Genomic DNA, 26215 nt, shown 5'->3' on the forward strand with positions numbered 1-26215 from the left:
ATCTTGCATTGCACCATTTTTGTGGGTAGACTTTAGTTATTGGATGTTGAAAAGAAAGCGGGAAAAACAAGCGTAATAACCCTTAGCTTTCTGGCTCGATACTTTATCTGGTAGCCCAACTTGCCACGATTGTCTCCTCCACCCTCCTCCTTTGGTGGATTTGCCCGAGATCTCTAGATCTCGGGTTTTTTTTGCCCGTATCTTTTGTTTGTGAGTGTCCTGTCTTGAAGGGCCAGCATTTACGGGGCTTCTGGCCTTGTTGATGCCCGTGCGGCTCGCCGCCGCTGTTTTGGCTTCACATGAAAAAAAATACTGCACAGTCTGAATAGGAAAAGCCTTGCCCATCATAGTGGATGGACAAGGCTTTTTTTATCGCCAAGGTTGAGCGAACTTACTTCTGTGGAACCGTGGCCACATGCAGCAGGTTGGTGCGACCGCTGGTGCCAAAAGGAACACCGGCAATCATCACGATGGTGTCGCCCGCCTGGGCGAACTCATGTTGCGCTGCCATATCGGTAGCGTGGTCGATCATCTCGCCCAGATCGCTGACGTCCTCGCAAGGCACGGCATGGACACCCCAGGCCAAGCTCAGACGGCGTGCGGTTTCCACACGGGGTGTCAGTGCCAGGATAGGGGCGATGGGCCGTTCACGGCTGGCACGCAAGGCGCTAAAGCCAGTCGTGGTGTAGGCCACGTTCGTTGCCGGTTCCAGAATGCTGGCCACGCGACGCAGGGCGCAGCAGATCGCGTCTGCGGTGCTGGCTTCAGCGGTGCTGTGGTTGGCTTCCAGAATGGTGCGCCAGCTAGGATCGTTTTCGATTTCCTTGATGATGCTGTCCATGATGGACACCGCTTCCAGTGGAAACTGGCCGGAGGCCGATTCGGCGGACAGCATGACGGCATCGGCACCGGAATAGATGGCGGTAGCCACGTCGGAAGCTTCAGCACGTGTAGGCACCGGCGAGGTAATCATGGATTCCAGCATCTGTGTAGCGACAACCACCGGACGGCCTGCCGCACGGGCAGTACGCACGATTTGACGCTGCAACACAGGCACGCGCTGGGGTGGGACTTCCACGCCCAGGTCGCCACGTGCCACCATCACGCCATCACACAGCTGGACAATTTCTTCCAGGTGTTCCAGCGCTTGCGGTTTTTCCAGCTTGGCCATGATCCAGGCCTTGTCGCCGATCAGCTCGCGGGCTTCACGGATGTCGCCAGGACGTTGCACAAAGGACAGCGCAACCCAATCCACGCCCAATTCCAGTCCAAACTTCAGATCGATCAGGTCTTTTTCGGTCAAGGGCGAGATAGGCAGTACCACGCCGGGTACGTTCACGCCCTTGCGGTCGGACAGCGGGCCGCCGACCATGACCGTGGTTTCTGCAAAATCCGGACCAAAGCTGTCCACACGCAGACGCAGCTTGCCGTCATCGAGCAGCAGGTCTGTCCCATCTTCCAGTGCAGCGAAGATTTCGGGGTGAGGCAGGTAGGCACGCTGGCTGGTCCCCTCAGTGGGGTCCAGGTCCAGGCGGAATTTCTGGCCGGTTTCCAATGTCACGCGGCCATCTTGCATTTTGCCAACGCGCAGCTTGGGCCCTTGCAGGTCCATCAGAATACCGATACTGCGACCGGTTTCCTGTTCAATCTGACGAATGGTGTGATAGCGCGCGGCATGGTCTTCATGTGTGCCGTGGCTGAAGTTCAGGCGGAACACATCAGCGCCGGCCTCGAACAGTTCACGAATGCGTTCTGGCGTAGAACTGGCAGGACCCAGGGTAGCCAGAATGCGGGAATGACGTTGACGTTTCATGGGTTGTTGTCCTTAGGGGGATCGATAGCTCAAAGAGCAGCGATACCGGCGCGGGCGATCTGAGCGTCTTCAGGTGCCTTTACGCCGGACACGCCGACTGCACCAATGACTTGACCGTCCACCACAATCGGCTCGCCGCCTTCCAGTGGCGTGATGGGCATGGACAGAGCGGCAAAGCGACCATTGTTGACCATGTCTTCAAAAACCTTGCTGGGCTTGCCACCGCCCAGCACGCATGTGTGTGCCTTGGCGGGAGCAACCTGCGCGCTCATCAAGGGAGCGCCGTCCATACGTTGCATCCAGAGCGCGTGACCGCCTGCATCGCAAATGGCGATGCTGACAGCCCAGTTGTTCTTCAGCGCTTCTTGCTCGGCAGCAGCGGCAATTTTTTTAACATCGGCCAGGGTCAGTACTTTCGTGTCTCTCATGTCCAGTCCTTTAAGAAAAGCGTTAATCGCTAGGGGGTAAAACCAGAATTGCACGGAAATCGTTGACGTTGGTCAGGGTAGGGCCCGTAACCAAAGCGTCATCCAAGGCTTCAAAGAAGCCATGACCATCATTATTGTCCAGACTGGCCCTTGGGCGTATACCTTGTTGCCAGGCACGCTCCAAAGTGTCCGGACCGCAGAAGGCTCCGGCAATTTCTTCCTGGCCGTCCACACCGTCGGTATCGCCGGCCAAACCGTAGATACCGGGTGCCCCGTTCAAGGCAATGGCGGTGGACAACAGAAATTCCACATTGCGACCGCCACGGCCCTGGCCGCGCAAGGTCACGGTGGTTTCTCCGCCCGAGAGCAGCACGCAGGGGGCCTGGGCAGGCTGGCCATGCTGGGCAACGCTCAAGGCGATACCGGCCATGACTTTGCCTACATCGCGGGCTTCGCCTTCAATGCTGTCGCCCAGCAAGACGGGACGCACCCCACGGGCTTCAGCGACACGAGCTGCAGCCAGCAGGGCCAGTTGGGGTGTGGCGACCAGATGGGTGGTGACATGAGCCAGGCGTGGATCGTCGGGCTTGATGGTTTCGCCATCGCCGCTCTTCAGCAGGGCGCGGGCTGCGGCAGGAATTTCGATGCCGTAGCGGGTAATGATTTCCAGCGCTTGCTCGCATGTGGTGGGATCTGCCACCGTGGGGCCAGAAGCGATGTCCATGGGCTTGTCGCCGGGAACATCGGAAATCAACAGGTTCAGGACACGAGCAGGGGCACAAGCCGCTGCCAGACGGCCGCCTTTGATGGCGGACAGGTGGCGGCGTACCGTGTTCATCTCACCAATTGAAGCGCCCGATTTGAGCAGCGCTTTGTTGATAGCTTGCTTGTCCGCCAGGGTGATGCCTTCTCCGGCAAGAGGCAGCAGAGACGAGCCGCCACCGGAAATCAGGCAAATAACCAGATCGTCTTCGTTCAGATCGCTGACCGTGCGCAAAATTTCGCGGGCCGCGTCTTCACCGGCTTGATCGGGGACCGGGTGAGAGGCCTCCAGAATCTTGATGTGATCACAAGGCACGCCGTAGCCATAGCGGGTGACGACAACACCGCTGATGGGGCCTTTGTCCCAGTGACGCTCCAGTGCCTGGGCCATCGCTGCCGATGCTTTGCCAGCACCGATCACAATGGTGCGGCCTTTGGGAGCATCGGGCAGATAAGGCGGGATGCAATGTTCAGGCTGAGCCGCGTTGACGGCAGCTTGAAACATTTTGCTGAGTAAGTCTTGTGGCTCGATCTTCATGGGTCAATCCTAATGCAGAGTGACGGCAACAAACCATCTTACTGCGCTACAACACGCCTTCACCTCCCCGCTTTGACTGGCAGCCTTCGAGAAAGATTGTGCTGTCTGGGGGGCTTGGCGGTAAAAAAAAGCGGGCCGCAGCCCGCTTGCTGGATGTCCCGGTCGTACTGGCTTGATATCTGGAAAAAATCAGTCCGGACGGGAGCATCCTTGAACCGATCTTATTGACCAATCTCGTAGTTGGCCATGATTTCCAGAGCGCGGACCATGGCGGAGTGGTCTTGTGCGGCGCCACCGTGGGCGGCGCAGGTATTGAACAGCTCCTGGGCCGTTGCGGTGTTGGGCAGTGCTACACCCAGCTGGCGCGCCGTGGTCAGGGCCAGGTTCAAGTCTTTCTGGTGCAGTTCGATGCGGAAGCCTGGATCAAACGTGCGCTTGACCATACGCTCACCGTGAACTTCCAGAATACGGGAGTTTGCGAAACCGCCCATCAGCGCTTCACGAACCTTGCCCGCATCGGCACCGGCCTTGGAGGCCAGCAGCAGGGCTTCGCCCACGGCTTCAATGGTCAAGGCCACGATGATCTGGTTGGCCACTTTGGTGATCTGGCCGTCGCCGTAGCCGCCGACCAGAGTGATGTTCTTGCCCATCAGTTCAAACAGGGGCTTGACCTTGTCGAAGGCTTCTTGCTTGCCGCCGACCATGATGGTCAGCGAGCCAGCCTTGGCACCGACTTCGCCACCGGACACAGGAGCGTCCAGGTATTCGCAGCCCAGCTTGACGATGCGCTCGGCAAAGTCTTTCGTGGCCACGGGGGAGATGGAGCTCATGTCCACCACGATCTTGCCAGCGCTCAGACCGGCGGCAATGCCGTCTTCGCCAAACAGCGCATCTTCCACGTGCGGGGTGTCGGGCACCATCGTGATGATGATGTCAGCCTGACGGGTTACTTCGGTGCCGTTGGCGCAAACGGTGGCGCCAGCTTCTTTCACGCTTTTGGGGAAGTCGCCACGGGTGTAGGCAAACAGCTCATGACCACCCTTGATCAGGTTGACGGCCATGGGTGCGCCCATGATGCCCAAACCAATAAAACCGATTTTAGCCATTGTGTAATCTCCTAATAATTATCTGCAGGTATTCGACGATCAGGCAGTGACTTCAGTCAGTTCAGTCATCCAGCCCAGGCCATCCTTGGTCACGCCGGCGGGCTTGTACTCGCCGCCGATCCAGCCCTGGTAGCCAATGCTGTCGATGTACTTGAACAGCCAGGCGTAGTTGATCTCGCCTGTGCCCGGTTCGTTGCGGCCTGGGTTATCCGCGATCTGGATGTGTGCAATCTTGTCCAGGTGCTTTTTCATGGTGGCAGCCAGCTCGCCTTCCATGCGCTGGGCGTGGTAGACGTCGTACTGGATGAACAGATTGTCCGAACCCACGTCCTGCAACAGCGCCGCGGCCTGTTCGGTACGGTTCAGGTAGAAACCGGGAATGTCGAAGGTATTGATGGGTTCAACCAGCAGGCGCAGGCCGGCGTCTTTCAACTTGGCGGCAGCAAACTGCAGATTGCTGACCAAGGTCTTGTGAGCCAGTTCGCGGTCTGCACCTTCGGCCAGCTTGCCAGCCAGGCAGTTGACTTGCTTGCAGCCCAGCGCGGTGGCGTATTCAATGGCATGGCCTACGCCGTCCTGGAATTCACCCACGCGCTCGGGCAGGATTGCAATGCCGCGCTCGCCGCTGTCCCAGTCGCCCGCAGGCAGGTTGTGCAACACTTGGGTCAAACCGTGTTGTTGCAGTTTGTCAGCCAGCTGCTGTTTGTCGTAGGCGTAGGGGAACAGGTACTCCACTCCCTTGAAACCAGCTTCGGCCGCTGCCTGGAAGCGATCCAGGAAGTCGTGCTCGTTAAACAGCATGGTCAGGTTGGCGGCAAATTTTGGCATAGTGCTACTCCGTTTTTTAAATCAGCAATCAGTCCATCAGCGAGATGGCGGTGGGGGCGTCAATACCCGCTTCGGCCAGGGACTCGAATTCCGTCACATTGTGCAGTTCGGTACCCATGGCAATGTTGGTGACGCGCTCCAGGATCAGTTCGATCACAACCGGCACGCTGAACTCTTTCATCCATGCGCGAGCCTGTTCAATGGCAGGCTGGATGTCTTCGGGTTTGTGTACGCGGATGGCCTTGCAACCCAGACCTTCCACCACGGTGATGTGATCCACACCATAACCTTCGGTTTCAGGGGCGTTGATGTTGTCAAAGGCCAGCTGTACACAATAGTCCATCTCGAAGCCACGCTGTGCCTGACGGATCAGACCCAGGTAGGCGTTGTTGACCAGAATATGGATGTAAGGCAGCTTGAACTGCGCGCCCACGGCCAGTTCTTCAATCATGAACTGGAAGTCGTAGTCGCCCGAAATGGCCACCACTTCACGACCTGGGTCAGCGGCGACCACACCCAGGGCGGCGGGAATGGTCCAGCCCAATGGGCCTGCCTGACCGCAGTTGATCCAGTGACGTGGTTTGTACACGTGCAGGAACTGGGCGGCAGCAATCTGCGACAGACCAATGGTGCTGACGTAGGTGGTCGAAGGACCAAAGGCGCGGTTCATTTCTTCGTAAACGCGCTGAGGCTTCAGGGGTACGTTGTCGAAATTGGTCTTGCGCTGCAAGGTGGCCTTGCGCTTCTGGCAGTCGGCTACCCAGGCGGCGCGGTCGCGCAGCTTGCCAGCAGCCTTGTATTCCTTGGCGACTTCAATGAACAGTTTCAATGCAGCGCCAGCGTCCGAGGCAATGCCCAGATCAGGGCCAAATACGCGGCCGATCTGTGTAGGCTCGATGTCCACGTGCACGAACTTGCGGCCTTCGGTGTAGACGTCTACGGAACCGGTGTGGCGGTTGGCCCAGCGGTTACCGATACCGAATACAAAGTCCGATGCCAGCAAGGTCTGGTTGCCGTAGCGGTGCGAGGTTTGCAGGCCAACCATGCCAGCCATCAATGGGTGATCGTCGGCCACAGTACCCCAGCCCATCAGAGTCGGGATAACGGGTACGTTGACCAGCTCGGCAAATTCCTGCAGCAGCTCGGATGCGTTGGCGTTGATGACGCCGCCACCGGATACGATCAGCGGACGCTCGGAAGCGTTCAGCAGTTCGATGGCTTTTTCAGCCTGGGCACGGGTGGCAGCAGGCTTGTAGGCTTCCAGCGGGGAGTAGGTATCCAGATCAAATTCGATCTCGGCCATCTGCACGTCGATAGGCATATCGATCAGCACAGGACCAGGACGGCCAGAGCGCATGATGTGGAAAGCCTGCTGGAACACGCGCGGGATCAGATCGGGTTCGCGCACGGTGACGGCCCACTTGGTCACGGGCTTGGCAATGGATTCAATGTCCACAGCCTGGAAGTCTTCCTTGTACAGGCGGGCACGAGGGGCCTGGCCGGTAATGCACAGAATTGGGATCGAGTCAGCCGATGCGGAGTACAGGCCGGTGATCATGTCTGTGCCAGCGGGGCCGGAAGTACCGATACATACGCCGATATTGCCGGGATTGGCACGGGTAAAACCTTCGGCCATGTGGGAAGCGCCTTCCACGTGGCGGGCGAGAATGTGATCAAAGCCACCTTCCTTGCGCAGTGCGGAGTAGAAGGGGTTGATTGCGGCGCCAGGCACGCCAAATACGGTGCTCACGCCTTCTTTACGTAAAATCGCGGCGGCGGCGTCCACTGCTCTCATTCGAGCCATTGATATCTCCTAGATCATCGTTTGACGAAATTCACAACTCGATAATAAGGAGTGATAGCCCTGCCTAGAAATGGTGGTACGATTGTTTCTATCGATACTTGGAGTATTGAATGAGCCGTTATACCGAAATTCGAAGTTTTGCGCTGGTCGCTGAAAAAGGCAGTTTTGCGGCTGCTTCCGTGATCGAAGGCGTTACCCCGGTGGTGATGGGTAGGCGCCTGGATGCCTTGGAGCAGAGACTGGGGGTGCGTTTGATGCACCGGTCCACGCGCGGGCTGACTTTGACTGATCTGGGCGAGCAGTTTCTGGAGCAGTGCAAACAAATTCTGAAGGATTTTGAAGAAGCCGAAGCCAGCATCAGCGCCCAGCGTAGAGTGGTGCGCGGGCACTTGGTGGTATCGGCTCCGGCTGCCTTTGGGCGCCGTCATGTGGCACCGCATGCCTTGTCCTTCAAGAAGCGTTACCCCGAGCTGAAACTATCTTTCAACTTCACCGACAGCGTGGTGGATCTGGTGCGCGAAGGTTATGACATGGCCTTGCGTATTGGCGAGGTCACTGACCCCAACTATGTGGCGGTACGTCTGTATCCGAACCGCCGTGTGGTGTGTGGTACGCCCGAGTATTTCGAGCGTCACGGGGTGCCGCGCGTACCGGAAGATCTGGCCCGTCATAACTGTCTGGCCTTCAACTTGCAGGGTGGGCAGCAACGCGGCTGGACCTTCTTGCGGGATGGTCGTCCTTTGGCGGTACGGGTTGATGGTGATCTGGATTGCAATGACGGTGAATTGCTTTTTAACTGGGTCAAGCAGGGCTGGGGGATAGGTTGGCGCTCCACCTGGGAAATTCAGCCAGAGCTCAAGCGGGGCGAGCTGGTGACGGTGCTGAACGAGTTCGAGATTCCCAGTTATGACATTCAGGCGGTGTATCAGCAGCAGCGCTATCTGCCGGCCAAAGTGCGGCGCTTTATTGATTATTTGCGTGCCATCTACAACACGCCGGGTTACTGGGACGGTGAGGTGCAGTTCTAGGATTTTTACGCTTTGGAATGAAAAAACCGCTTCGAAAAGCGGTTTTTTTGCTGCGTACGACTTAGAAATGCCATTCCAGCTGTACGGTTGGAGCGCTGGTTTTGATACCGGGTTTCAGGCTGCCGTCTGCCTTGTAGCGGTTACCGAACTTGTTGTACCAGTACTCGTAGCCAATCCCCACCCACAAGGTGTTCTTCTTGTCGAAGGCCACTTTACCCACGTCGGCCATCAGGGATGTACGGACCAATACTTCAGACTTGGTGCTGATGCCCGCGTAGTCATCACCTTTGGGGCCGGCGTAGTTGGCAAAGCCCTGGAACTTCAAAGGCACTGAACCCACATCAAAGGGCAGATTCCAGTTCAGGCTGGCTAAAAACTGGGTGTCGAAAGAGCGGCGGCTGTCCGGGCAGGCGGGAGCACCCAGACCGCAGTGGTTCCACTCCTTACCCACCATCAGGCTCAGGTCCACAAAGCCTCGGGGTACATCGAATTTGAAGGTTGGGCCCAGTACCAGCAGGCGTTTGCGCGGTGCAAAGGCGGTGTTTTTGGTGTTCAGGTCAAAGCCCGCTGTGATGGCCACATCTTTTACGGGGCCGAAGCTCAGATCCTTGTCGAATACCTTGCCCATGGAGAGCTGGTGACGATAGGTGGCGTAGAACTCGGTGGCGCCATTGCTGCCATTCCCGTTGGAGGGATCGTAGCGGTCCGACTGCAGGATATCCAGGTTGAAGAAGTTCTGGCCCAGGCTGTAGCCGTTGACGTGTGTCAGGCTCAGGATGTGCTTCTGAATAGTCCGATCGTTCATCGGCTCGGTGTATTGCGTGCTGAAGCGGTAGCCTAAAAAGGTGTCGCTCCAGTCAGCTGCCAAGGCGGGGCTGGACAGCAGGGCGGCGGCCAGCGGGGCGCATGCCCAGCGAGCAGGGTGTAGCTTTTTCATGGTGTCTCCTCTTTGTTTGAGCACAAGCAGGTCCCTGGGATCTGATGTCCCTTATGGCCTGCGGCCTTAGTTTTCTTTGAGTGGGTGTTACTGACCTTGCTTAGATTAATTATGGGCAGTCGATACTTTTATGAAGGTACTGCGGAAATTTGAACAGCCGCCCATTTCAGGCAGGACGGCTGTTCAAAAAGGGGCTTAGCCGTTTTGCGAGGCCAGGTGATTGCCGCTGTCTTCAGTCGCTTTTTGAGCAGCGGCCTGTTTGCGGGCCTGGGTAGCAGCGGTGGATTCAACGGTGTGGCCTTGGTCGGCGTATTTTTCCATGCCGTTGAAAAACAGGTTCAACAAGATGGCAGATACGGCAGCCAGCAAGATTCCGCTATGCAGCAAGGGAGCCAGAGCAGGGGGCATCTTGTCCAGCAGGTGCTCGGCAACCAGGGGAATCATGCCAAAGCCCAGGCTGATGGCCACGATATAGGGGTTGTAAGGGTTGCGGTTCAGGTTGGCCGACATCAGGATCTTGATGCCGGTAGCGGCCACCATGCCGAACATCACAATGCCAGCACCGCCCAGAACGTAGTTGGGGATGGAGGCCACAATGAAAGCCATTTTTGGGAACAGGCCCAGCATGATCAGGAAGGCACCACCCATGACACATACCCAGCGGCTGCGCACGCCGGTCACGCTGACCAGGCCCACGTTTTGCGAGAACGAGCTGTGCGGGAAGGTGTTCATGATGCCGCCCACCAGGGTACCCAGACCGTCGGTACGCAGACCGCGCACCAGCGCTTCTCGGTCGGTAGGACGGCCGCAGATGGAACCCAATGCCAGGAACATGCCCAGAGACTCAACCATGATCACCACCATGATCAGGGACAGGACTGCCGCTGCGCCCAGCAGGGCCCAGCTGAAAGTAGGCACGCCAAAGTGGAATGGAGTCACCACCGCAAACCAGCTGGTCTGATCCAGACCTTCAAAGGTGATGCGACCCATGGCCAAAGAGACAAAGAAACCGACCAGCAGACCAATCAGCACTGCCACGTTTGCCAGGAAACCGCGTGCAAACTTGGTGATCAGCAGGATCACAGTCAGCACCATCAGGGCAATGCCCAGGTTTTCCAGCGAGCCGTATTCGGGGTTGGGGATGGACAGGCCGGTGGCCGGATCTGTAATAGTGGGAGCGCCGCCACCAATCCAGTTCAGACCTACACGCATCAGTGTCACACCAATAACGGTGATGATGATGCCGGTCACGACCGGGGGGAACAGGCCCATCAGACGGCTAAATACCGGAGCAATCAGAATACTGAAGATACCGGCCAGAATGGTGGCGCCGAAAATACCGGGCAGGCCCAGTTGCGGATCCAGGCCAATGGCGATCATGGGGCTGACCGCTGCAAAGGACACGCCCATCATGACGGGCAGTTTGATACCGAACATACCCAGGCCACGAGCCTGGATGATGGTGATCAGGCCACAGCACAGCAGGTCGGCATTAATCAGGAATGCGATCTGTTCCTTGGACAGGCCCAAGGCCGCACCAATGATCAGGGGGACAGCAACTGCGCCCGCGTACATCACCATGACGTGTTGCAAACCAAGGGTTGCCAGGCGCCCCGTTGGTAGGCGTTCGTCTACACCGTCACAAGCAGCAGGTGTGGACACTTCTGGGTTGGCGGACATCCGGGTCTCCTTATTAATACGTTATGCGCAGCCGATGCCTGGGCCGCGTAAGCATAAAGTTATCGGATGGGCCCTATCACTGGAAGGCAGTACGGCTTGATAAGTAGAATACGTAAAAGCGTATGGCAGGCTGATGCTGACAGGGGGGAAAGGATATATGCCCTGTAGATGGGGCCTGTGTTCAGGCCACGCCCTAGCAGATTCCTGCTTTTTTCATGCATTTTTCAGCGCTAGGGGTATTGCCCACCTAGTCCATCCTGAAAATCTATGTTAATAGCCTCCAAACTACTGTTTGATTTACGTTTGAAGAGCCGTTAAGGTGCTGAAAGATATAAAAAAAGCGGCCCTGTGGCCGCTTTTTCATGGGTCTGATTTACTTGTCCGACCACAGGACGCCGGCCGTGGCCCAGTCCTCGCGTTTGACATCGGTAAAGACCACATCGACGGCCTCCGGGGTACAGCCAAGCACGCGACAGGCTTCTTTAGTCAGGGCCTGGGCGAGCTCACGCTTGATTTCCACGGGACGGCCGTCGAATAGTTGTACGTTAATAGAAGGCATAAAAGCTCCGTAGGGGTGGAAAGGGTCTTAGCGGCAAAAATCCGGCTCGCTCTGATAGAGCTTGCGCAGCAAGGCTGGCCATTCTAACAAGCCCTCTGGCTCATCCCCGGGTAAAAGCTGGCGATGTGTCAAATCCAGCACATCCGTCGGGGGCAGGTGCAGTTGCGGGCTGGCAGCCATGGCCGAGAGCTGAATGCGACAGGCGCGCTCCAAGGCATCCATCAGGACATAAGCTTCGGCAACAGTACGGCCACAGGTCAGGGCACCGTGATTGCGCAAGAGCAGGGCGGGATAGGAGCCTAATTGCTTGAGCAGGGCCTCTTGCTCCTGGGGCGGGAAGGCCAGACCGGCATAGTCGTGATAGCCAATATCCTGCCAGAACCGCATGGCGTGTTGCGATAGAGGCAGCAGTCCACAGGACAGAGCCGAGACGGCAATCGAGGCATCTGTATGTAAGTGGATGACACAGTGTGCATCCGCTCGGGCGCGGTGAACGGCTCCGTGAATGGCAAAACCGCTGGGGTTGGCACGACGGCCTGTGCCGTCCACAACCTGGCCCTGGGTATCAATCAAGAGCAGATTGGAAGCGCAGATTTCATCAAAGCGCAAACCGAAGGGATTGATCAGGAAAGTGTCGTCGTGGCCGGGCAGGCGCAGGGAGATATGGGTGTAGATGATATCGTCCCAGCCCTGGCGGGCCGCCAGCCGGTAGGCGGCGGCCAGATTGACACGGGCGCGCCAGTGCTCAGGATCAATATCGGCCGGACGATGGGCGTAAATGGCCGCTATGTCCGGCGTGATGGGACAGGACTGGCTCACGCTGCTGTGGTTTCCAGTTCAGCAATGATGGCTTTTTCTTCCAGCTGAATCACATCGCAGTTGTCGCCGGGACCTTTGCGGTCAATCACGATGAAGTCGGCCACTTGATTCAGTGCCATCAAGGGGTGGTGCCAAACGCCAGTTGCGTAGTTCACGCCCTGGTCGCCACGGGCCAGGAACAGGCGTAGATCGCTTGCCTTGGGAGTCGGGCCAGCAGGGGCCACAATCACCAGATACGGTTGGCCGGACTGCGGAATGAAGGCCTGGCTACCTTTGGGGTGGCGTTCCATCATTTCCACGGTAAAGGGCAAGGTGCGTGGCTGACCACGGAAAATGGACACAATCGCCTGACCGTCTGCACCCGGCTCGATCTTGGCCAGGTCGTGGTAGCGCTCGGTATTGCCTTCATTGATGGTGAAGTGCTGAACCGTGTCGGAGGCCTCGATGACATCACCAAAGGGGGCGAAGGCTTCGGCTGTCAGGGTTTCCAACTTCAATGTGATTGTCATGGCAGAGGTCCTTGGTAGGGCAGACCCGCGTGGGGCTGAAAGCAGCCGCGCCACGAAGGGTCAGAGGAAACAAAGGGCAGCGTGCCCGCAGGCTGGCGCTACCCCGTGAACTGGATGGGTCAACAAGACCCGGCAGGCAGCAAAATCAGCCCAGCAGCGCATCCAGACGGAAACGGGCAATCTTGCCGATTTCAGTCAGACAAGCTTGAAACTCGGTTTCAGCACTGTTGTTCAGACGAGCTTCTACTGTATCCATGATTTGGTAACGGCTCAAACCCTTGACGGCAATCACGAAGGGAAAACCGAAGCGCTCACGGTATTGGGCATTCAGGCCACGCAGACGGGCCAGCTCTTCGGCCGAACACTGATCCAGGCCGGCGCCACGTTGTTCGCCTGTCGATGCGGTGGTCAGGGTCCCTTGCTCGGCTTCTTTACCAGCCAGCTCGGGGTGAGCACAGATCAGGTTCTTCTGTTCTTCGTGCGATGCTTCTTGGACCACTTGCACCATGCAGGCGTGCAACTGATCCACGCTTTCAAAGGGACGCTGGTTCCAGCTACGCTCAGGGACCCAGGGGGAATGTTCAAAAATACCTTCAAGCTTTTCCACGAATTGGCTCTGATCCAGGCTGGAGAGTTCGGTGAGCGCCTGTGTGGTGGTAAGGGTTTGAGTAGTCATGTGTCAGTCCGATTATCTAAGCGTAAATAGTGCGAGCCGAGGCGGCTCCAGGACCAGGCCTGGAGGCCGTTTTATCAAGGGTAGTGGGTGGGCGTTTACACGGTATGTTTGATTTATTCAAACCCTTATAAACCACCGCCTGTGGGCTATGATTTTCTTATATGGGACCAGTTTAAGTTTTCTGTTTATAAATAAAATAGAATTAGGCGTATAAATGATATATGCCATCTCGTATTGTGCATGTATGTCATTATCATGCTGGAAAAAAGCGTAAGAAGGAGAGAATAAGATGGCCGCCCGACGTGGGGATAACCCGCTTGATACCTATCTCTTGAGGGTATTTTGCTTACTCGTTACCGAGCGCAGCGTCTCGCGTACCGCGTTCAAAATGAACCAGTCGCAGCCTGCTATCAGTGCGGCCTTACGACGCTTGCGTGACATTATTGGCGATCCTTTGCTGGTGCGCGAAAAAGGGGGCATGGTGCCTACCGAGCGCGCCATTGGCCTGCTGGCCCACGCTAAAGGAGCCCTGGCCGAGATCGACTGTATGGTTAATGCGCCCGACAGTTTCGACCCTCAGGTAAGTCGCAGTGAGTTTCATATCGGAGCGCCAGATTATCTGGCGCCTGTCTTTATTGGCGGAGTGGTCGAGCGCATGCGTCGCGAGGCACCGGGGGCACGCTTGAATCTGCATTCTCTGGATGCCAGCTTTGATTTTGAGCGTTCTTTGGCGGAAGGCGACCTGGATATGGTTATTGGGAACTGGCCCGAACCGCCCGATCGCATGCACCTGTCCGTGCTGCTGGAAGATCAGATTGTCTGCCTGGTAGCGGCAACGCACCCCTTGGCTCGCAAGGGGTTGACCATGGATGATTACGTGCGGGCGCGCCATGTGGTGCCCATGCCGTATTCCATCAACCAGCGCGGTGTCATCGATACGACCTTGGCGACTCTGCGTATTCAGCGTGATGAAAGCGTGGCGGTGCAGTCCTTTTCGGCAGCACCGTATTTGCTACAGAATACAGACCTGATTTTTACGACTTCGCGTCATTTCGCCGAGTTTTATTGTCGACTATTGCCCCTGGCGATTCTGGAGGCCCCGCTGGAGTTTCCGCCCATGCGCTTTTATCAGCTCTGGCATGAACGTAACCGGCATTCGCCCAGCCATCGCTGGTTACGGCGACTCCTGACCGAGTGCGGTAATCAGCTGGCCTCGACAGAACCGTTGCCGCAACCCGATTCCTGAGCCCCAATCCCGCAAAATACTTGCTTTCGGGCTCGCGCTCGGGCAAATTAGCGAGCTACTCCTGCCTACACGAAAGTGATACGGGACTTGACGGAAATTGTTGCATTTAATGCGACTGGTCACGGACACAAGCCGGAAGGCAGGTTGATAATGTGTAGTTCCTAACCTAGCAGGTGTTTTGCGGTGTCTTTACCTCAGATGGGGGAGTCTCTTACCTGGTTGTATATCTGTGTCGTGGCTTTTATGGTCGGCGGGCTGATCGTGGCCTCCGAACGTTGGCATGGCCGTCTGACCGGGGACAGCGACCTTAGTAAACCCCAAGCGTCCCATTCTCGTCCTACCCCGCGTGTGGGTGGTCTGGCCGTGGTGGCAGGCAGTTTGGCTGGCTTGCTGGTCCTTGGGCCCAGCAATATGACACTGACCTGGCTGTGGCCGGTCTTGTTTCTGGCTGCCATGCCGGTATTTGTGGCGGGCCTGGTCGAGGACATCACCAAGGACGTAGGTTCTCTGAAACGCTTGCTGGCCGCTTTCCTGTCGGCCTCGATTGCCTGGTGGCTGTTGGGTGGTGTGTCGCGTGTTGGGGTGAGCTGGGCTGATTGGGTTCTGGGTTTCTGGCCCATTTCGCTGCTCTTTACCATGATTGCGGTAGGCGGCTGTACCCATGCCCTGAATATTATTGACGGTATGAATGGCCTGGCCGGCATGATCGCCACCTTGATGGCGCTGTCCCTGGCTCTGGTGGCCTTGCAGGTGCAGGACATTCCGATTTTCCTGATTGCCGCCTCGCTGGCGTCGGCCACCCTGGGCTTTCTGGTATGGAACTTTCCTTTTGGACGGGTCTTTCTGGGGGATGGGGGCGCATATTTCCTGGGCTTCATGCTGGCTGAACTGGCTGTGCAACTGGTGGTGCGCAACCCCAGTGTGTCGCCGTTTTACGCCTTGGCCGTGCTGTTTTACCCTGTTTTTGAAACCATGTTTTCGATCTGGCGTCGCCGTTTCAAACGCGGTGTGCCTGTGGATCAGCCGGACGCGCTGCACCTGCATCAACTGGTGTTCCGTCGTCTGGTGCGTTCCACGTTCAGTCGTGACAGTGGCGGAGCCTTGCCCGCGTTTTGTAATGCCATGACCTCGCCTTACCTGTGGGTACTGGCCCTGATCGGTTTGGTACCAGCCACGATCTGGTGGGACAATACTTGGGCTTTGTGTGCCAGCATGCTGGCCTTCTCACTGGTTTATATCTGGCTCTATTCCCGTCTGGTTTCGTGGCGTCGCCCTTCCTGGCTGCTGCTACCCTCGGTACGGCGGCGGATAGATCGGGACTGATACTGTCAGGCGTTCGAGATTATTCCTTGCGCATAGCGCTAACTGGAGAATGAAGTTGCAACTTGAGAATGTGAAACTGGCCGTCATCGGCTTGGGATATGTCGGTTTGCCTTTGGCTGTAGAGTTTGGCAAAAAGCGTTCCGTTATTGGTTTTGACATTAACGCGCGTCGTGTCGCCGAACTCAAGGAAGGGGTAGACCGCACGTTGGAGGTCGAGAGCGAAGAACTGGCCCAGGCCAGTGGCTTGAGCTACTCCTGCGAGGCCGATGAACTGGCCCAGGCCAATGTGTTCATTGTGACTGTGCCCACGCCTATCGATGAATTCAAGCAGCCTGATCTGACTCCTCTGGTCCGCGCTTCCGAGACCATCGGTAAAGTGCTCAAGCGTGGTGACATCGTGGTTTACGAGTCCACGGTTTACCCCGGTGCGACCGAAGAAGTGTGTGTGCCTGTGCTGGAGCAAGTGTCGGGCCTGCGCTTTAACGAAGATTTCTACGCGGGGTACAGTCCGGAGCGTATCAATCCAGGCGACAAGGAACACCGCGTCTCCACAATCAAGAAAGTCACTTCCGGCTCGACCCCTGAAGTCGCTGAATTGGTCGACGCCTTGTACCGCGAGATCATTGTGGTGGGTACCTTCAAGGCTAGCTCCATTCGTGTGGCAGAAGCGGCCAAGGTGATCGAGAACACCCAGCGCGACGTGAATATCGCCCTGATCAACGAATTGGCTCTGATCTTCAACCGTCTGGGCATCGATACCCTGGACGTGCTGGAAGCGGCGGGCACCAAGTGGAACTTCCTGCCTTTCCGTCCTGGTCTGGTGGGTGGTCACTGCATTGGCGTGGACCCGTACTACCTGACCCACAAGGCGCAAGCCATTGGCTACCACCCCGAGATCATTCTGGCTGGCCGCCGTCTGAACGACTCCATGGGCGGCTATGTGGCCTCCCAACTGGTTAAAGCCATGACCAAGCGCCGCATTCAGGTGCAAGGTTCGCGCGTCCTGTTGCTGGGTCTGGCCTTTAAAGAAAACTGCCCGGACCTGCGTAACACCCGCATCGTCGATATCGTGCATGAACTCAAGCAATACGATGTTCACGTAGATGTATACGATCCATGGGTTGACCCTAAAGAAGCGCAACATGAATACGGTATTACTCCGGTCGAGACTCCTAAAGCGGGTGAGTACGACGGGGTGATCGTGGCTGTAGCCCACAAGCAGTTCAAGGAACTGGGTGTGGAAGGTGTGCGCCAATGGGGCAAGCCCGAGCATGTGCTCTACGACTTGAAGTATGTGTTTGATCGCGAACAATCCGATCTGCGTCTTTAATTTTGGAAAGCATTATGAGCGCTGCATTCGAACAGGCGAGCCAGCAACTGCGTAATCAGCCTAAAACCTGGCTGGTTACGGGTTGTGCCGGCTTTATCGGTTCCAACCTGCTGGAAGCCCTGCTGAAAATGGATCAGCAGGTGGTAGGTCTGGATAACTTTGCAACCGGCCATCAATACAATCTGGACGAAGTGCGCGATCAGGTTGGTGCCGAGCGCTGGGCTCGTTTTCGCTTTATTGAAGGCGATATCCGCAATCTGGATACCTGTCGCGAAGCTGTTAAAGGCGTGGACTATGTGCTGCACCAGGCCGCTTTGGGGTCGGTGCCTCGTTCCTTGAACGATCCGCTGACTTCCAATGAGGTCAACGTGAACGGCGCCTTGAACGTGATGGTGGCCGCGCGTGACGAACAGGTTAAAGCCTTTGTTTATGCGGCTTCCAGTTCCACCTATGGCGACCATCCCGGTTTGCCCAAGGTGGAGGATACGATTGGTCGTCCACTGTCTCCCTACGCCGTCACCAAGTTCGTGAACGAGCTGTATGCGGACGTGTTTGCCCGTGCCTATGGCTTTTCCAGCGTGGGCCTGCGTTACTTCAATGTATTTGGCAAACGTCAGGACCCCAATGGTGCTTACGCTGCGGTGATCCCCAAATGGGTATCGGCCATGATCCAGAACCAGGATGTGCAAATCAATGGGGATGGCCAAACCAGCCGCGATTTCTGCTTTATCGACAACGTTATTCAGATGAATATCCTGGCCGCCGTGCAGCAAAAACCTGCTGTGGCCGAAGTCTATAACGTGGCCGTCAATGCTCGCACCAGTTTGAATGAGCTGTTCGAGCACTTGAAGCAGACCTTGAGTGCAAATGGTGTGAACTACACCAAACAGCCCATCTATGCGGACTTCCGCGCGGGCGATGTGCTGCACTCTCAAGCCGATATCACTAAGGCTCGCACCCAATTGGGTTACGAGCCGACTCACACGATTTTGCAGGGCTTGAACACAGCTATGCCCTGGTACGTGGCGTTTCTGAGTTGATTTGGGCCAGCCTGAAAGCACGTCTGTCTAGTTTGCATGACGACCACCGTCGCATCGCCCTGGGGGCGATGCGGGTGGCGTTTTTTCTGTTGCTGGGCAAGGCAGCGGGCGCTTTCAAAGAAATGGCGGTGGCTTATCGCTACGGTGTGAGCGATGTAGTCGATGCCTATCAGTTCACGATGGTCATGGCCAATTGGCTGCCAGTGACAATCGTTGGCTCCATGTCCGTTGTGCTGATTCCCGTTCTGGTGCGCTTGCATCGTCTGGAACCGGCAGCGCGCAGCCGTTTTCTGGGTGAACTCAAGGCCTGGTGCATTGTGCTGGGCTGCGTGCTGGGTGCATTGATCTGGATTAGCTGGCCCTGGGTGCTGCAATGGACGGGACAGGGTTTAAGTCCTGCAGTCCATGAAATGAGCCAGGAACTGCTGTTTGCCTTTGCGCCAGCGGCGGTTCTGACCCTGATGATTGGCCTGAGTGCCGCCCGTTTGCGGGCGCATGAGCGTCACATCAACACCCTGCTGGAAAGTGTTCCTGCCTTTGTCATCCTGATCTGGGTGCTGGCCGCAGGGGCCAATGCCGGCATTGGCCCCTTGTTGTGGGGCACCTTGCTGGGTATGACGATCCAGGCCGTGTGGCTGATGATTCTGGCTTCTCGGGCTGATCAGATCTGGGCTCGTCCCACGATCAGCTTGCGTGCCGAACAGTGGCCGGATTTGCTCAAGGCCGCCACGATCATGCTGGTGGGGCAGGTTGCCATGAGCTTTGTCGGCCCTATCGACCAATATACGGCGGCCAATCTGGGCGCGAATGCCAACGCGACCTTGGGTTATGCCACGCGCTTGCTGGCCCTGGTTCTAGGTGTGGGGGCGGCCTCTGTAGGCCGTGCTGCCTTGCCTGTGCTGGCTGATATTCAAAGCCGGGGCGATAACGCCCGTGCTCGTTCCATGGCCTTGAAATGGTCGGTCATGATGTTGGCGGCTGGTGGAGTAGCGGCGGCCATCGGCGTCCTGCTGGCTCCTTGGGGCGTGGCACTGCTGTTTGAACGTGGCGCGTTTACCGCGCAGGATACGGCCACCGTCGCCCAGGTTTTTAGCTGGGGACTGGTGCAACTACCTTTTTATTTTGGGGTGCTGATTCTGGTGCAGCTATTGGCCAGTCAGAACCGTTATAAATCCATGGCAATTATTGCCGTGATCAATTTTTTGGTGAAAGCGGCCCTGAACCCGATTCTGGCGGCGCGCATGGGTCCGTCGGGCATCATGCTGGCGACCAGCCTGATGTATGCGGCTTCTTTCACTTGTTATTTCATCTTGGCTTTGAAGCCAGCCAGTGCCTTTGCGTCTGGTTCGCAGGAATAGGAAAACGTGCACAGTCATTCGGGAGTTCGCCCTCATATCATGCTGCTTATCCACTCTTTGGGTGGGGGCGGGGCAGAACGTGTCGCCGTCGATTTAAGCGCAGCCTGGGTGGCGCGCGGCTATCGAGTGTCTCTGGTGACGCAGGCCGGCCGTGACAAAGACGCGTATACCGTAGCAGAGGGCGTAGAGCGCCACGTGCTGGGAACGGCAGGCAGCAGTCGTGGCCGCCTGGATGCCTTGTGGAAGAACTGGCGGCGCGTGAGCCGGGTGCGATCCCTGATACGCAAGACCAAACCCGATGTGGTTCTGGGCATGATGACCACTTCCTCGGTACTGGCCATTTCTGCCGCCAAGGGCTTGCCCTGCAAGGTGATTGCTACCGAGCATACGCATCCGCCCTCTCAGTCCTTGTCCTCTTTCTGGCAAAAAGCCCGTTTGCGTACCTATCCGCAAGCTCATGCCGTGATCGCGCTGACTGCTGGTACTGCAGACTGGTTGCGCGAGCATGTGCCCGGCAGCCAGGTTCAGGTAATTCCTAATGCCGTACGCTGGCCTATGGATAGTGCCGAGCCTGTCGTGCCGGTGCCCGAACTGCCAGAAGGCCGCAAACGTTTGCTGGCTGTGGGGCGACTGCACCCGGTTAAAGGGTTTGACACCCTGATCGAATCCTTTGCCATGTTGTCCAACTATTTCCCGGACTGGGACTTGGTGATTCTGGGCGAAGGCGAGCAGCGTGCTCCTCTGGAAGCACGAATTGAAGAGTTGGAGCTGCAAGAGCGGATTCAGCTTCCCGGCCGCGTCGGCAATATGGCGGATTGGTACGAGCAGTCAGATCTGTATGTACTCAGCTCCCGCATGGAAGGCTTGTCCAACAGCCTGCTGGAAGCCATGGCCAGCGGTTTGACCGCGGTTGCCTTTGATTGCGATACCGGCCCGCGCGAGATTATCCGCGCCAATATTGACGGCGTCTTGGTACGCCCGATTGAAGACGTGGAAGCCCTGGCAGCCCATTTATCCGACCTGATGTCCAACGACGACAAGCGTCAGCGATTGGCACGCCGCGCCACGGATGTGCGCGATCGTTTTTCCTCGGCCCGAGTTCTGGCGCTATGGCAGCAAGTGTTGGAACAGTGCTTGCGTCGGCCTTAAAATGGCGCTTTGCCTAGTGCCAGCAGGCCCAAGCTACCCGGTCGATGAGCCCACGGAGGCCCAGTGAATATTCTGTTTTTCGTCAGCTCCCTGAACGCAGGCGGCGCCGAGCGCGTCGCTTCCACCCTGGCCAATGCCTGGGGTTTGCGGGGCGATCAGGTCACCCTGGTGCCTACTTATAGTGGAGGAGGCAGCGCCTTTTACCCTATTGACTCCAAGGTGGAACTGGTGTGGCTGGCCCATCGCATGCGCGGTAGCTGGTTGCCCAAACCCTTGGCCAAGCTGCGCGCCATGCGCAAGCTGGTGCATGAAAAACAGCCTGATGTCATCGTGTCTTTTCTGACCAATGTGAATATCAATGTGTTGCTGGGGCTGGGCGGCATGGGCGTCCCTATTGTGGTGGGTGAACGCACCAACCCGGCCTTTAGCAGCAGCGCAGGCAAGCTGCTGCAAAGCCTGCGCCGCCGTCTGTACCCCAAGGCGCAGGTAGTGACTGTGCAAACCCGAGCCAGTGTGGCGGCGTTCCAGGCCATGGTGCCGGGCATGAAGCAGGTCATGGTGGTTCCCAACCCCTTGCCGCAGGCCTTGAATGCCGTGCAGCGCGAGGTGCGGGTGGAGGAGAACCGTCACTGCACCTTGATGGCCATGGGGCGTCTGGTGCCCTCCAAACGTTTTGATGTCTTGATCCGCGTATTTGCAGGCCTGGCCGCCGAGCATCCGGAATGGAAATTGAAAATCTGGGGCGATGGCCCGCAGCGAGCCCAATTGGTGCAGCAGATTGCCATGTCCGGTGCGGGCGATCGTATCGAACTGGCCGGCAAAACCGCTGAGCCCTGGCAGGAAATGGCGCGCTCCCATGCCTTTGTCATGACTTCGGAAGTAGAGGGTTTTCCGAACGTGTTGCTGGAAGCCATGGCCATGGGCCTGCCCGCCGTGACGGTTGATTGCCCCAGCGGCCCGCGCGAAATCAGTTCCGATGGCAAGGATGCCCTGCTGGTGCCGGTAGGGGATGAAGGTGCCTTGACTGCCGCCCTGGCCGAGCTGATGGGGGATGGCGTCTTTCGGGGCGTCTTGGGCCGTCGTGCCGCTGCAGCGGTGCGTCAGCGTTATGAACTAGAGCAGGTTTTGCTTAACTGGGACCAGGTCTTTCAGGCCGCCCGTGGCGGTATCGAAGAGGGAGCCAAAGCATGAGTGCAATGCAGCCAAGGTCGTTCAATCAGGACACAGACGCCGTGGATGACAAGCTGGAGAAAGTAACGCCGCCCTTGCGAGTCGTGCATATTATTGCGGGACTGGGGCAGGGTGGGGCAGAAACCGTCTTGTTCCGCTTGGTGACAGCACCCGGTCAAGATACCGAACATATTGTGATTTCTCTGGGCGAGGAAGATGTTTTCGGGCCGCAATTGCGGGCTGCAGACATTCCTTTGTACTGCCTGCACATGCACTCGCCGCTGGGCTTTTTGAAAGGTCTGCGATCGCTGACGCGCTTGCTGCGCGATTTGCAGCCCGATGTGGTGCAGACCTGGATGTATCACTCCGATCTGATCGGTGGTGCCGCAGCGCGACTGGTCGGCATTCCGGCTGTGTCCTGGGGTATTCGTAACTCGGGCGCGAATCTGTATCAAGGCAGCCCGAAAGCTCGTATGGTGGCCTGGCTGTGCGCCCGCCTGTCACGTTTTATTCCCAATTTGATTGTGTCCTGCGCAGAAAATGCCGCCCGACGTCACAAGCAGTGGGGTTATCGTGCGGACATCATGAAAGTGATTCCCAATGGCTACGATCTAAGCCGTTGGCATCCTGACCCGCAGGCACGTGAAGAAGTGCGCGAAGAATTGGGCCTGTCACTGGATACGCCTGTCATTGGCAGTGTGGCCCGCTGGAATCCGCTTAAAGATCATCCCAATCTGCTGGCCGCCTTAGCTCGCAGCCTGCACCGTCATCCAGGCTTGCGTTGTCTTTTGATTGGCGATGGCATGGACAGTAATAACGAAACCTTGATGCGCTTGCTGGATCAGCATCAGTTGCGCGAGAGCGTCATCCTGATGGGACGACGCAGCGATGTCCCTCGCCTGATGAATGCGCTGGACGTGCATGTCTTGTCCAGCTCGGCAGAAGGCTTTCCCAACGTGGTCTGCGAAGCAATGGCTGCGGGGGTGTCCAATGTGGTCACCGATGTGGGTGATGCTGCCTTGATCGTCGGTAATGAGGGCTGGATTGTTCCCCCCAGCAATGCTGAAGCTTTGGCAGGCGCGATCAATAGCGCGGTGGATGAACTGGGTGCGCCTTCCTGGCAGGCTCGTCATGAGCATGCGCGTGAACGGGTTGCCCGCCTGTTCTCCCTGGAAGGCATGGTCAAGAATTACACGCAGGCCTGGAAGACCTTGACGGCGCAGTATCCCCCCAAGCGCAAGCGCAGCCGTCAGGCCTTGAGAGCCTTGACGGACGAAACCAGCAAGAAAACGAGCATGCTGATGTTCGTGGTCAATAACCCCGCTTTTTTCCTGTCACATCGTTTGCCTTTGGCGCAAGCCGCTCAACGTGAGGGTTATGACGTGCATGTCGCCACCATGGACGGCCCGGCGGTTGCCGAGATCGAGCGTCACGGCCTGCATCACCATGCTTTGCCCATGACACGCAGCGGGACCAACCCATTGCAAGAGCTGCACACCATTTGGGCTCTATGGCGCTTGTTTCGCCGTGAGCGTCCGGAGCTGGTGCATGCGGTCACCATCAAGCCGGTTCTGTATGGCGGGATTGCAGCGCGACTGGCCGGTGTGCCTGGTTTTCTGGCCGCTGTATCCGGGCTGGGCTATGTATTTACCAAGCGCGACAAGTCCTTTGATCCGGTGCGCTGGATTGCCCTGCAGCTTTACCGCATTGCCTTGGGACATCCGAATAGCCGCGTGATTTTCCAGAACAGCAATGACCGTGATGTCTTGCTGGAAGACCGTGTTGTCAAACGCGATCAGTGCGTCCTGATTCGTGGCTCAGGCGTGGACTTGAATCAGTTTCAGGCTTTGCCGGAGCCCGAAGGCCCGCCCGTTGCCCTGATGGTATCGCGCCTGCTGGTAGATAAAGGTGTGCGTGAGTTTGTTGAAGCTGCACGCATCAGCGCTGCTCAAGGTAGCCCGGTTAAATGGGTACTGGCTGGCAGTCCCGACCCCGGTAATCCGGCCAGTATCAGCGATCAGGAGTGGCAGAGCTGGCAAAAGCAGGGCGTGGTGGAGTGTCTGGGCGAACGTAGCGATATTGCGCAGCTTTACGCTCAATCACACATTGCCGTGCTGCCGTCCTACCGTGAGGGCCTGCCTAAGTCCTTGGTAGAAGCCGCAGCCTGCGGGCGCGCGGTGGTTACAACGGATGTACCCGGTTGCCGTGATGCCATCGAACCTGGCGTGACCGGTGTGCTGGTGCCAGTGCGTAATGCGCAGGCATTGGCGGCGGCTGTGATGGACTTGGGTGAAGATACGGCCAAGCGGCGAGCCATGGGGGCGGAAAGCCGCCGTCTGGCTGAAGAGGCTTTTGATATAGGCCGTATTAGCGAGGCTCATCTGGATCTGTATCAGTATTTGAGCCGTTAAGGCTTTGACTGCCTTGGCCCTGGGCCAAGGCATAAAGAAACGGGCTGAACTGCTTGCTGTGACTTGGGGTTGAATCCAAGGTTTCAGAGGCAGTGCAGCTCTTTTTTTATCGCTGGGCTGCCCCAAGGCTAGTCGTCCCGGTAAAAAGTGCCCCCTTGGGGGACAGCAAGCCAAAGTTGCCGCGTGGGGGCATTTTTATACTGCGCTAGAGACTAGCGAGCAGGGATCTGGGTATGAGTGCACTTCCACGGCCTTAGAAAGGCAAAGCAGCATCAGGCTTCAAAGCCAACAGTGCCGCCCGGAATTCTCCCTGGATCCGATCCAGCGCCTCTTGGGACTGGGCCTCAAAACGCAGCACAATCACTGGAGTGGTATTGGAGGCGCGAGCCAGACCGAAGCCGTCCGGGTACTCGGCACGTACACCATCAATCGTGTTGAGCTGATTGGAACTGGGGAAACGGCCTTCTTTTTGCAGGCGGGCGATCAAGGCATGAGGCTCACCTTCGGCCAGCGGCAGTTTCAGTTCCGGTGTGGACAGGTCTTGCGGCAAGGCTTCCAACTCTGCCGTCGGGTTGTCACCGCGCGAGAGAATCGCCAGCAGACGTGCGCCTGTGTACAAGCCATCATCAAAGCCGTACCAGCCTTCCTTGAAGAACACGTGGCCGCTCATTTCGCCCGCTAAAGGGGCACCCGTTTCGGCCAGTTTGGCCTTGATCAGCGAATGGCCGGTTTGCCACATCAAGGGCTCACCCCCGGCCTTGGCAATTTCCAGAGCGACGTGGCGGCTGCATTTCACGTCAAAAATAATCGTGGAGCCAGGTTCGCGCTGCAAAATATCGCGGGCGTACAGAATCAACTGACGATCAGGCCAGATGATCTGACCCGTTCGAGTCACCACACCCAGGCGGTCAGCATCACCGTCAAAGGCCAGACCCACTTCGCAGTCCGTGTTTTGAACATGGGAGATCAGGTCTTGCAGGTTGTGCGGCTCGGCCGGGTCCGGATGGTGGTTGGGGAAGCTGCCGTCTACATCCTCAAACAGCATGTCCACTTCGCAACCCAGGGCCTTGAACAGGCGAGCAGCCACGACGCCACCCACGCCGTTGCCGCAGTCCAGGGCGATTTTCATGGGACGGGCCAGTTTGACACGTTCGGTGATGGTGCTGACGTACTGGTCCAGCAAGTCCTTTTTCTCGCCGGTACCTGCTTGAGCCGCAGGCTCAATACCGGCTTGCATGCGTTTCATCAGGCCCTGGATATCCTGGCCGTGCAAGGTCTTGCCGGCCATCATCATCTTGAAGCCGTTGTAGTTGGACGGATTATGGCTACCTGTGATGGCTACGCCCGAGCCGGTTTCCAGTACATTGGCCGCAAAATAGACGACGGGAGTAGGAACCATACCCAGATCGACTGTGTTGATTCCGCCTGCCTGGATCCCTTGTTGCAGGGCACGAGACAGAGCAGGGCTGCTGTGGCGGCCGTCGTAACCCACTACCAGGGTTTGCACGCTTTGTTCACGGGCCAAGGCCGCCAGGGCCAGACCTAATTGGTAGGCGAAGTCGGGATTCAGTTGCTCGGGAACGGTGCCCCGAATATCGTAGGCTTTGAATACAGCGGTCGGTAGAGCGGGAATGTGGGTCACTGTCACGTCCTGAACGAATACACAAAGAAAGAAGTTTAGCGCGAATGCCACCGGCTTTC

Annotated in this window: 22 protein-coding genes and 1 pseudogene; 10 read left to right on the forward strand and 13 right to left on the reverse strand. The window is 57.4% G+C overall.

Going from position 1 to position 26215, the window contains the following annotated elements:
* Positions 1-391: 391 nt before the first annotated feature.
* The 6 genes from pyk to gcl all read right to left on the reverse strand — a co-directional run bounded on the left by pyk (position 392) and on the right by gcl (position 7279).
* Positions 392-1813, reverse strand: a complete 1422-nt coding sequence (pyk, locus tag WFM49_RS11015; protein ID WP_336973218.1) for a pyruvate kinase — start codon at positions 1811-1813, stop codon at positions 392-394.
* Positions 1814-1842: 29 nt separating this feature from the next.
* Complete coding sequence (locus WFM49_RS11020) at positions 1843-2241, reverse strand: GlcG/HbpS family heme-binding protein (protein ID WP_009461115.1); 399 nt, start codon at positions 2239-2241, stop codon at positions 1843-1845.
* 22 nt (positions 2242-2263) lie between these two features.
* Positions 2264-3541, reverse strand: coding sequence for a glycerate kinase type-2 family protein (locus tag WFM49_RS11025; protein WP_336973220.1), 1278 nt, complete (start codon positions 3539-3541; stop codon positions 2264-2266).
* Between the two features lie 221 nt (positions 3542-3762).
* Entirely contained in the window at positions 3763-4647 is an 885-nt protein-coding gene (locus WFM49_RS11030) for a 2-hydroxy-3-oxopropionate reductase (protein ID WP_035271253.1), read from the reverse strand.
* 39 nt (positions 4648-4686) lie between these two features.
* Positions 4687-5475 (reverse strand): hydroxypyruvate isomerase, encoded by a 789-nt coding sequence (hyi, locus tag WFM49_RS11035; protein ID WP_021446971.1) that lies wholly within the window; start codon positions 5473-5475, stop codon positions 4687-4689.
* Positions 5476-5503: 28 nt separating this feature from the next.
* Positions 5504-7279, reverse strand: a complete 1776-nt coding sequence (gene gcl / locus WFM49_RS11040) for a glyoxylate carboligase (protein WP_009461112.1) — start codon at positions 7277-7279, stop codon at positions 5504-5506.
* A 110-nt stretch (positions 7280-7389) separates the two neighbouring features.
* Here gcl and WFM49_RS11045 point away from each other — a divergent pair, with 110 nt between their 5' ends.
* Complete coding sequence (locus WFM49_RS11045) at positions 7390-8307, forward strand: LysR family transcriptional regulator (RefSeq protein ID WP_021446969.1); 918 nt, start codon at positions 7390-7392, stop codon at positions 8305-8307.
* Positions 8308-8368: 61 nt separating this feature from the next.
* Here the strand turns inward: WFM49_RS11045 and WFM49_RS11050 are convergent, their stop codons facing one another.
* The 6 genes from WFM49_RS11050 to uraD all read right to left on the reverse strand — a co-directional run bounded on the left by WFM49_RS11050 (position 8369) and on the right by uraD (position 13487).
* Complete coding sequence (locus tag WFM49_RS11050) at positions 8369-9244, reverse strand: outer membrane protein OmpK (protein ID WP_009461111.1); 876 nt, start codon at positions 9242-9244, stop codon at positions 8369-8371.
* Between the two features lie 195 nt (positions 9245-9439).
* A complete protein-coding gene (locus WFM49_RS11055) occupies positions 9440-10924 on the reverse strand; it encodes a nucleobase:cation symporter-2 family protein (RefSeq protein ID WP_022983253.1) in 1485 nt (494 codons plus the stop codon).
* A gap of 373 nt (positions 10925-11297) precedes the next feature.
* Positions 11298-11483: a 4-oxalocrotonate tautomerase gene (locus WFM49_RS11060; protein ID WP_009461108.1), complete on the reverse strand. Its 186-nt coding sequence runs from the start codon at positions 11481-11483 to the stop codon at positions 11298-11300.
* Between the two features lie 27 nt (positions 11484-11510).
* Entirely contained in the window at positions 11511-12302 is a 792-nt protein-coding gene (locus WFM49_RS11065) for a class II aldolase/adducin family protein (protein ID WP_022983252.1), read from the reverse strand.
* On the reverse strand, positions 12299-12811 hold the full coding sequence (locus tag WFM49_RS11070) for an ureidoglycolate lyase (protein WP_009461105.1): 513 nt from the start codon (positions 12809-12811) through the stop codon (positions 12299-12301). Before WFM49_RS11070 ends, WFM49_RS11065 begins: the two co-directional genes overlap by 4 nt.
* A gap of 145 nt (positions 12812-12956) precedes the next feature.
* Positions 12957-13487 carry a 2-oxo-4-hydroxy-4-carboxy-5-ureidoimidazoline decarboxylase gene (gene uraD, locus WFM49_RS11075; protein WP_009461104.1) on the reverse strand — a complete coding sequence of 177 codons (531 nt, stop codon included), beginning with the start codon at positions 13485-13487 and terminating at the stop codon, positions 12957-12959.
* Positions 13488-13776: 289 nt separating this feature from the next.
* Between uraD and WFM49_RS11080 the strand changes: the two genes are divergently transcribed.
* The 9 genes and pseudogenes from WFM49_RS11080 (at position 13777) to WFM49_RS11120 (ending at position 24514) form a co-directional block, all read left to right on the forward strand.
* Entirely contained in the window at positions 13777-14733 is a 957-nt protein-coding gene (locus tag WFM49_RS11080) for a LysR family transcriptional regulator (protein WP_009461103.1), read from the forward strand.
* A gap of 198 nt (positions 14734-14931) precedes the next feature.
* Complete coding sequence (locus tag WFM49_RS11085; RefSeq protein WP_336973307.1) at positions 14932-16056, forward strand: MraY family glycosyltransferase; 1125 nt, start codon at positions 14932-14934, stop codon at positions 16054-16056.
* A gap of 49 nt (positions 16057-16105) precedes the next feature.
* Positions 16106-17386, forward strand: coding sequence for a Vi polysaccharide biosynthesis UDP-N-acetylglucosamine C-6 dehydrogenase TviB (gene tviB / locus WFM49_RS11090; protein ID WP_022983251.1), 1281 nt, complete (start codon positions 16106-16108; stop codon positions 17384-17386).
* A gap of 14 nt (positions 17387-17400) precedes the next feature.
* Complete coding sequence (locus tag WFM49_RS11095) at positions 17401-18426, forward strand: SDR family oxidoreductase (protein WP_022983250.1); 1026 nt, start codon at positions 17401-17403, stop codon at positions 18424-18426.
* Positions 18423-19784, forward strand: a complete 1362-nt coding sequence (murJ, locus tag WFM49_RS11100; RefSeq protein ID WP_009461100.1) for a murein biosynthesis integral membrane protein MurJ — start codon at positions 18423-18425, stop codon at positions 19782-19784. The genes WFM49_RS11095 and murJ overlap by 4 nt, the downstream gene beginning before the upstream one ends.
* A 39-nt stretch (positions 19785-19823) precedes the next feature.
* Positions 19824-20933 (forward strand): glycosyltransferase family 4 protein, encoded by a 1110-nt coding sequence (locus tag WFM49_RS11105; RefSeq protein WP_009461099.1) that lies wholly within the window; start codon positions 19824-19826, stop codon positions 20931-20933.
* Between the two features lie 63 nt (positions 20934-20996).
* Positions 20997-22124, forward strand: coding sequence for a glycosyltransferase family 4 protein (locus WFM49_RS11110; RefSeq protein ID WP_009461098.1), 1128 nt, complete (start codon positions 20997-20999; stop codon positions 22122-22124).
* Positions 22125-22129: 5 nt separating this feature from the next.
* Positions 22130-23191 (forward strand): annotated as a pseudogene (locus WFM49_RS11115) (glycosyltransferase family 4 protein); the annotation flags it as partial.
* A gap of 207 nt (positions 23192-23398) precedes the next feature.
* Positions 23399-24514, forward strand: coding sequence for a glycosyltransferase family 4 protein (locus tag WFM49_RS11120; RefSeq protein ID WP_336973310.1), 1116 nt, complete (start codon positions 23399-23401; stop codon positions 24512-24514).
* A 253-nt stretch (positions 24515-24767) separates the two neighbouring features.
* Here the strand turns inward: WFM49_RS11120 and WFM49_RS11125 are convergent, their stop codons facing one another.
* The gene (locus WFM49_RS11125; RefSeq protein WP_336973226.1) at positions 24768-26156 is read right to left on the reverse strand and encodes a phosphomannomutase/phosphoglucomutase; all 1389 of its coding nucleotides are present in this window, start codon (positions 26154-26156) and stop codon (positions 24768-24770) included.
* Between the last annotated feature and the right edge of the window lie 59 nt (positions 26157-26215).

The sequence above is a fragment of the Alcaligenes sp. PF14 genome (assembly GCF_037150615.1).
Lineage (GTDB): Bacteria > Pseudomonadota > Gammaproteobacteria > Burkholderiales > Burkholderiaceae_B > Alcaligenes > Alcaligenes phenolicus.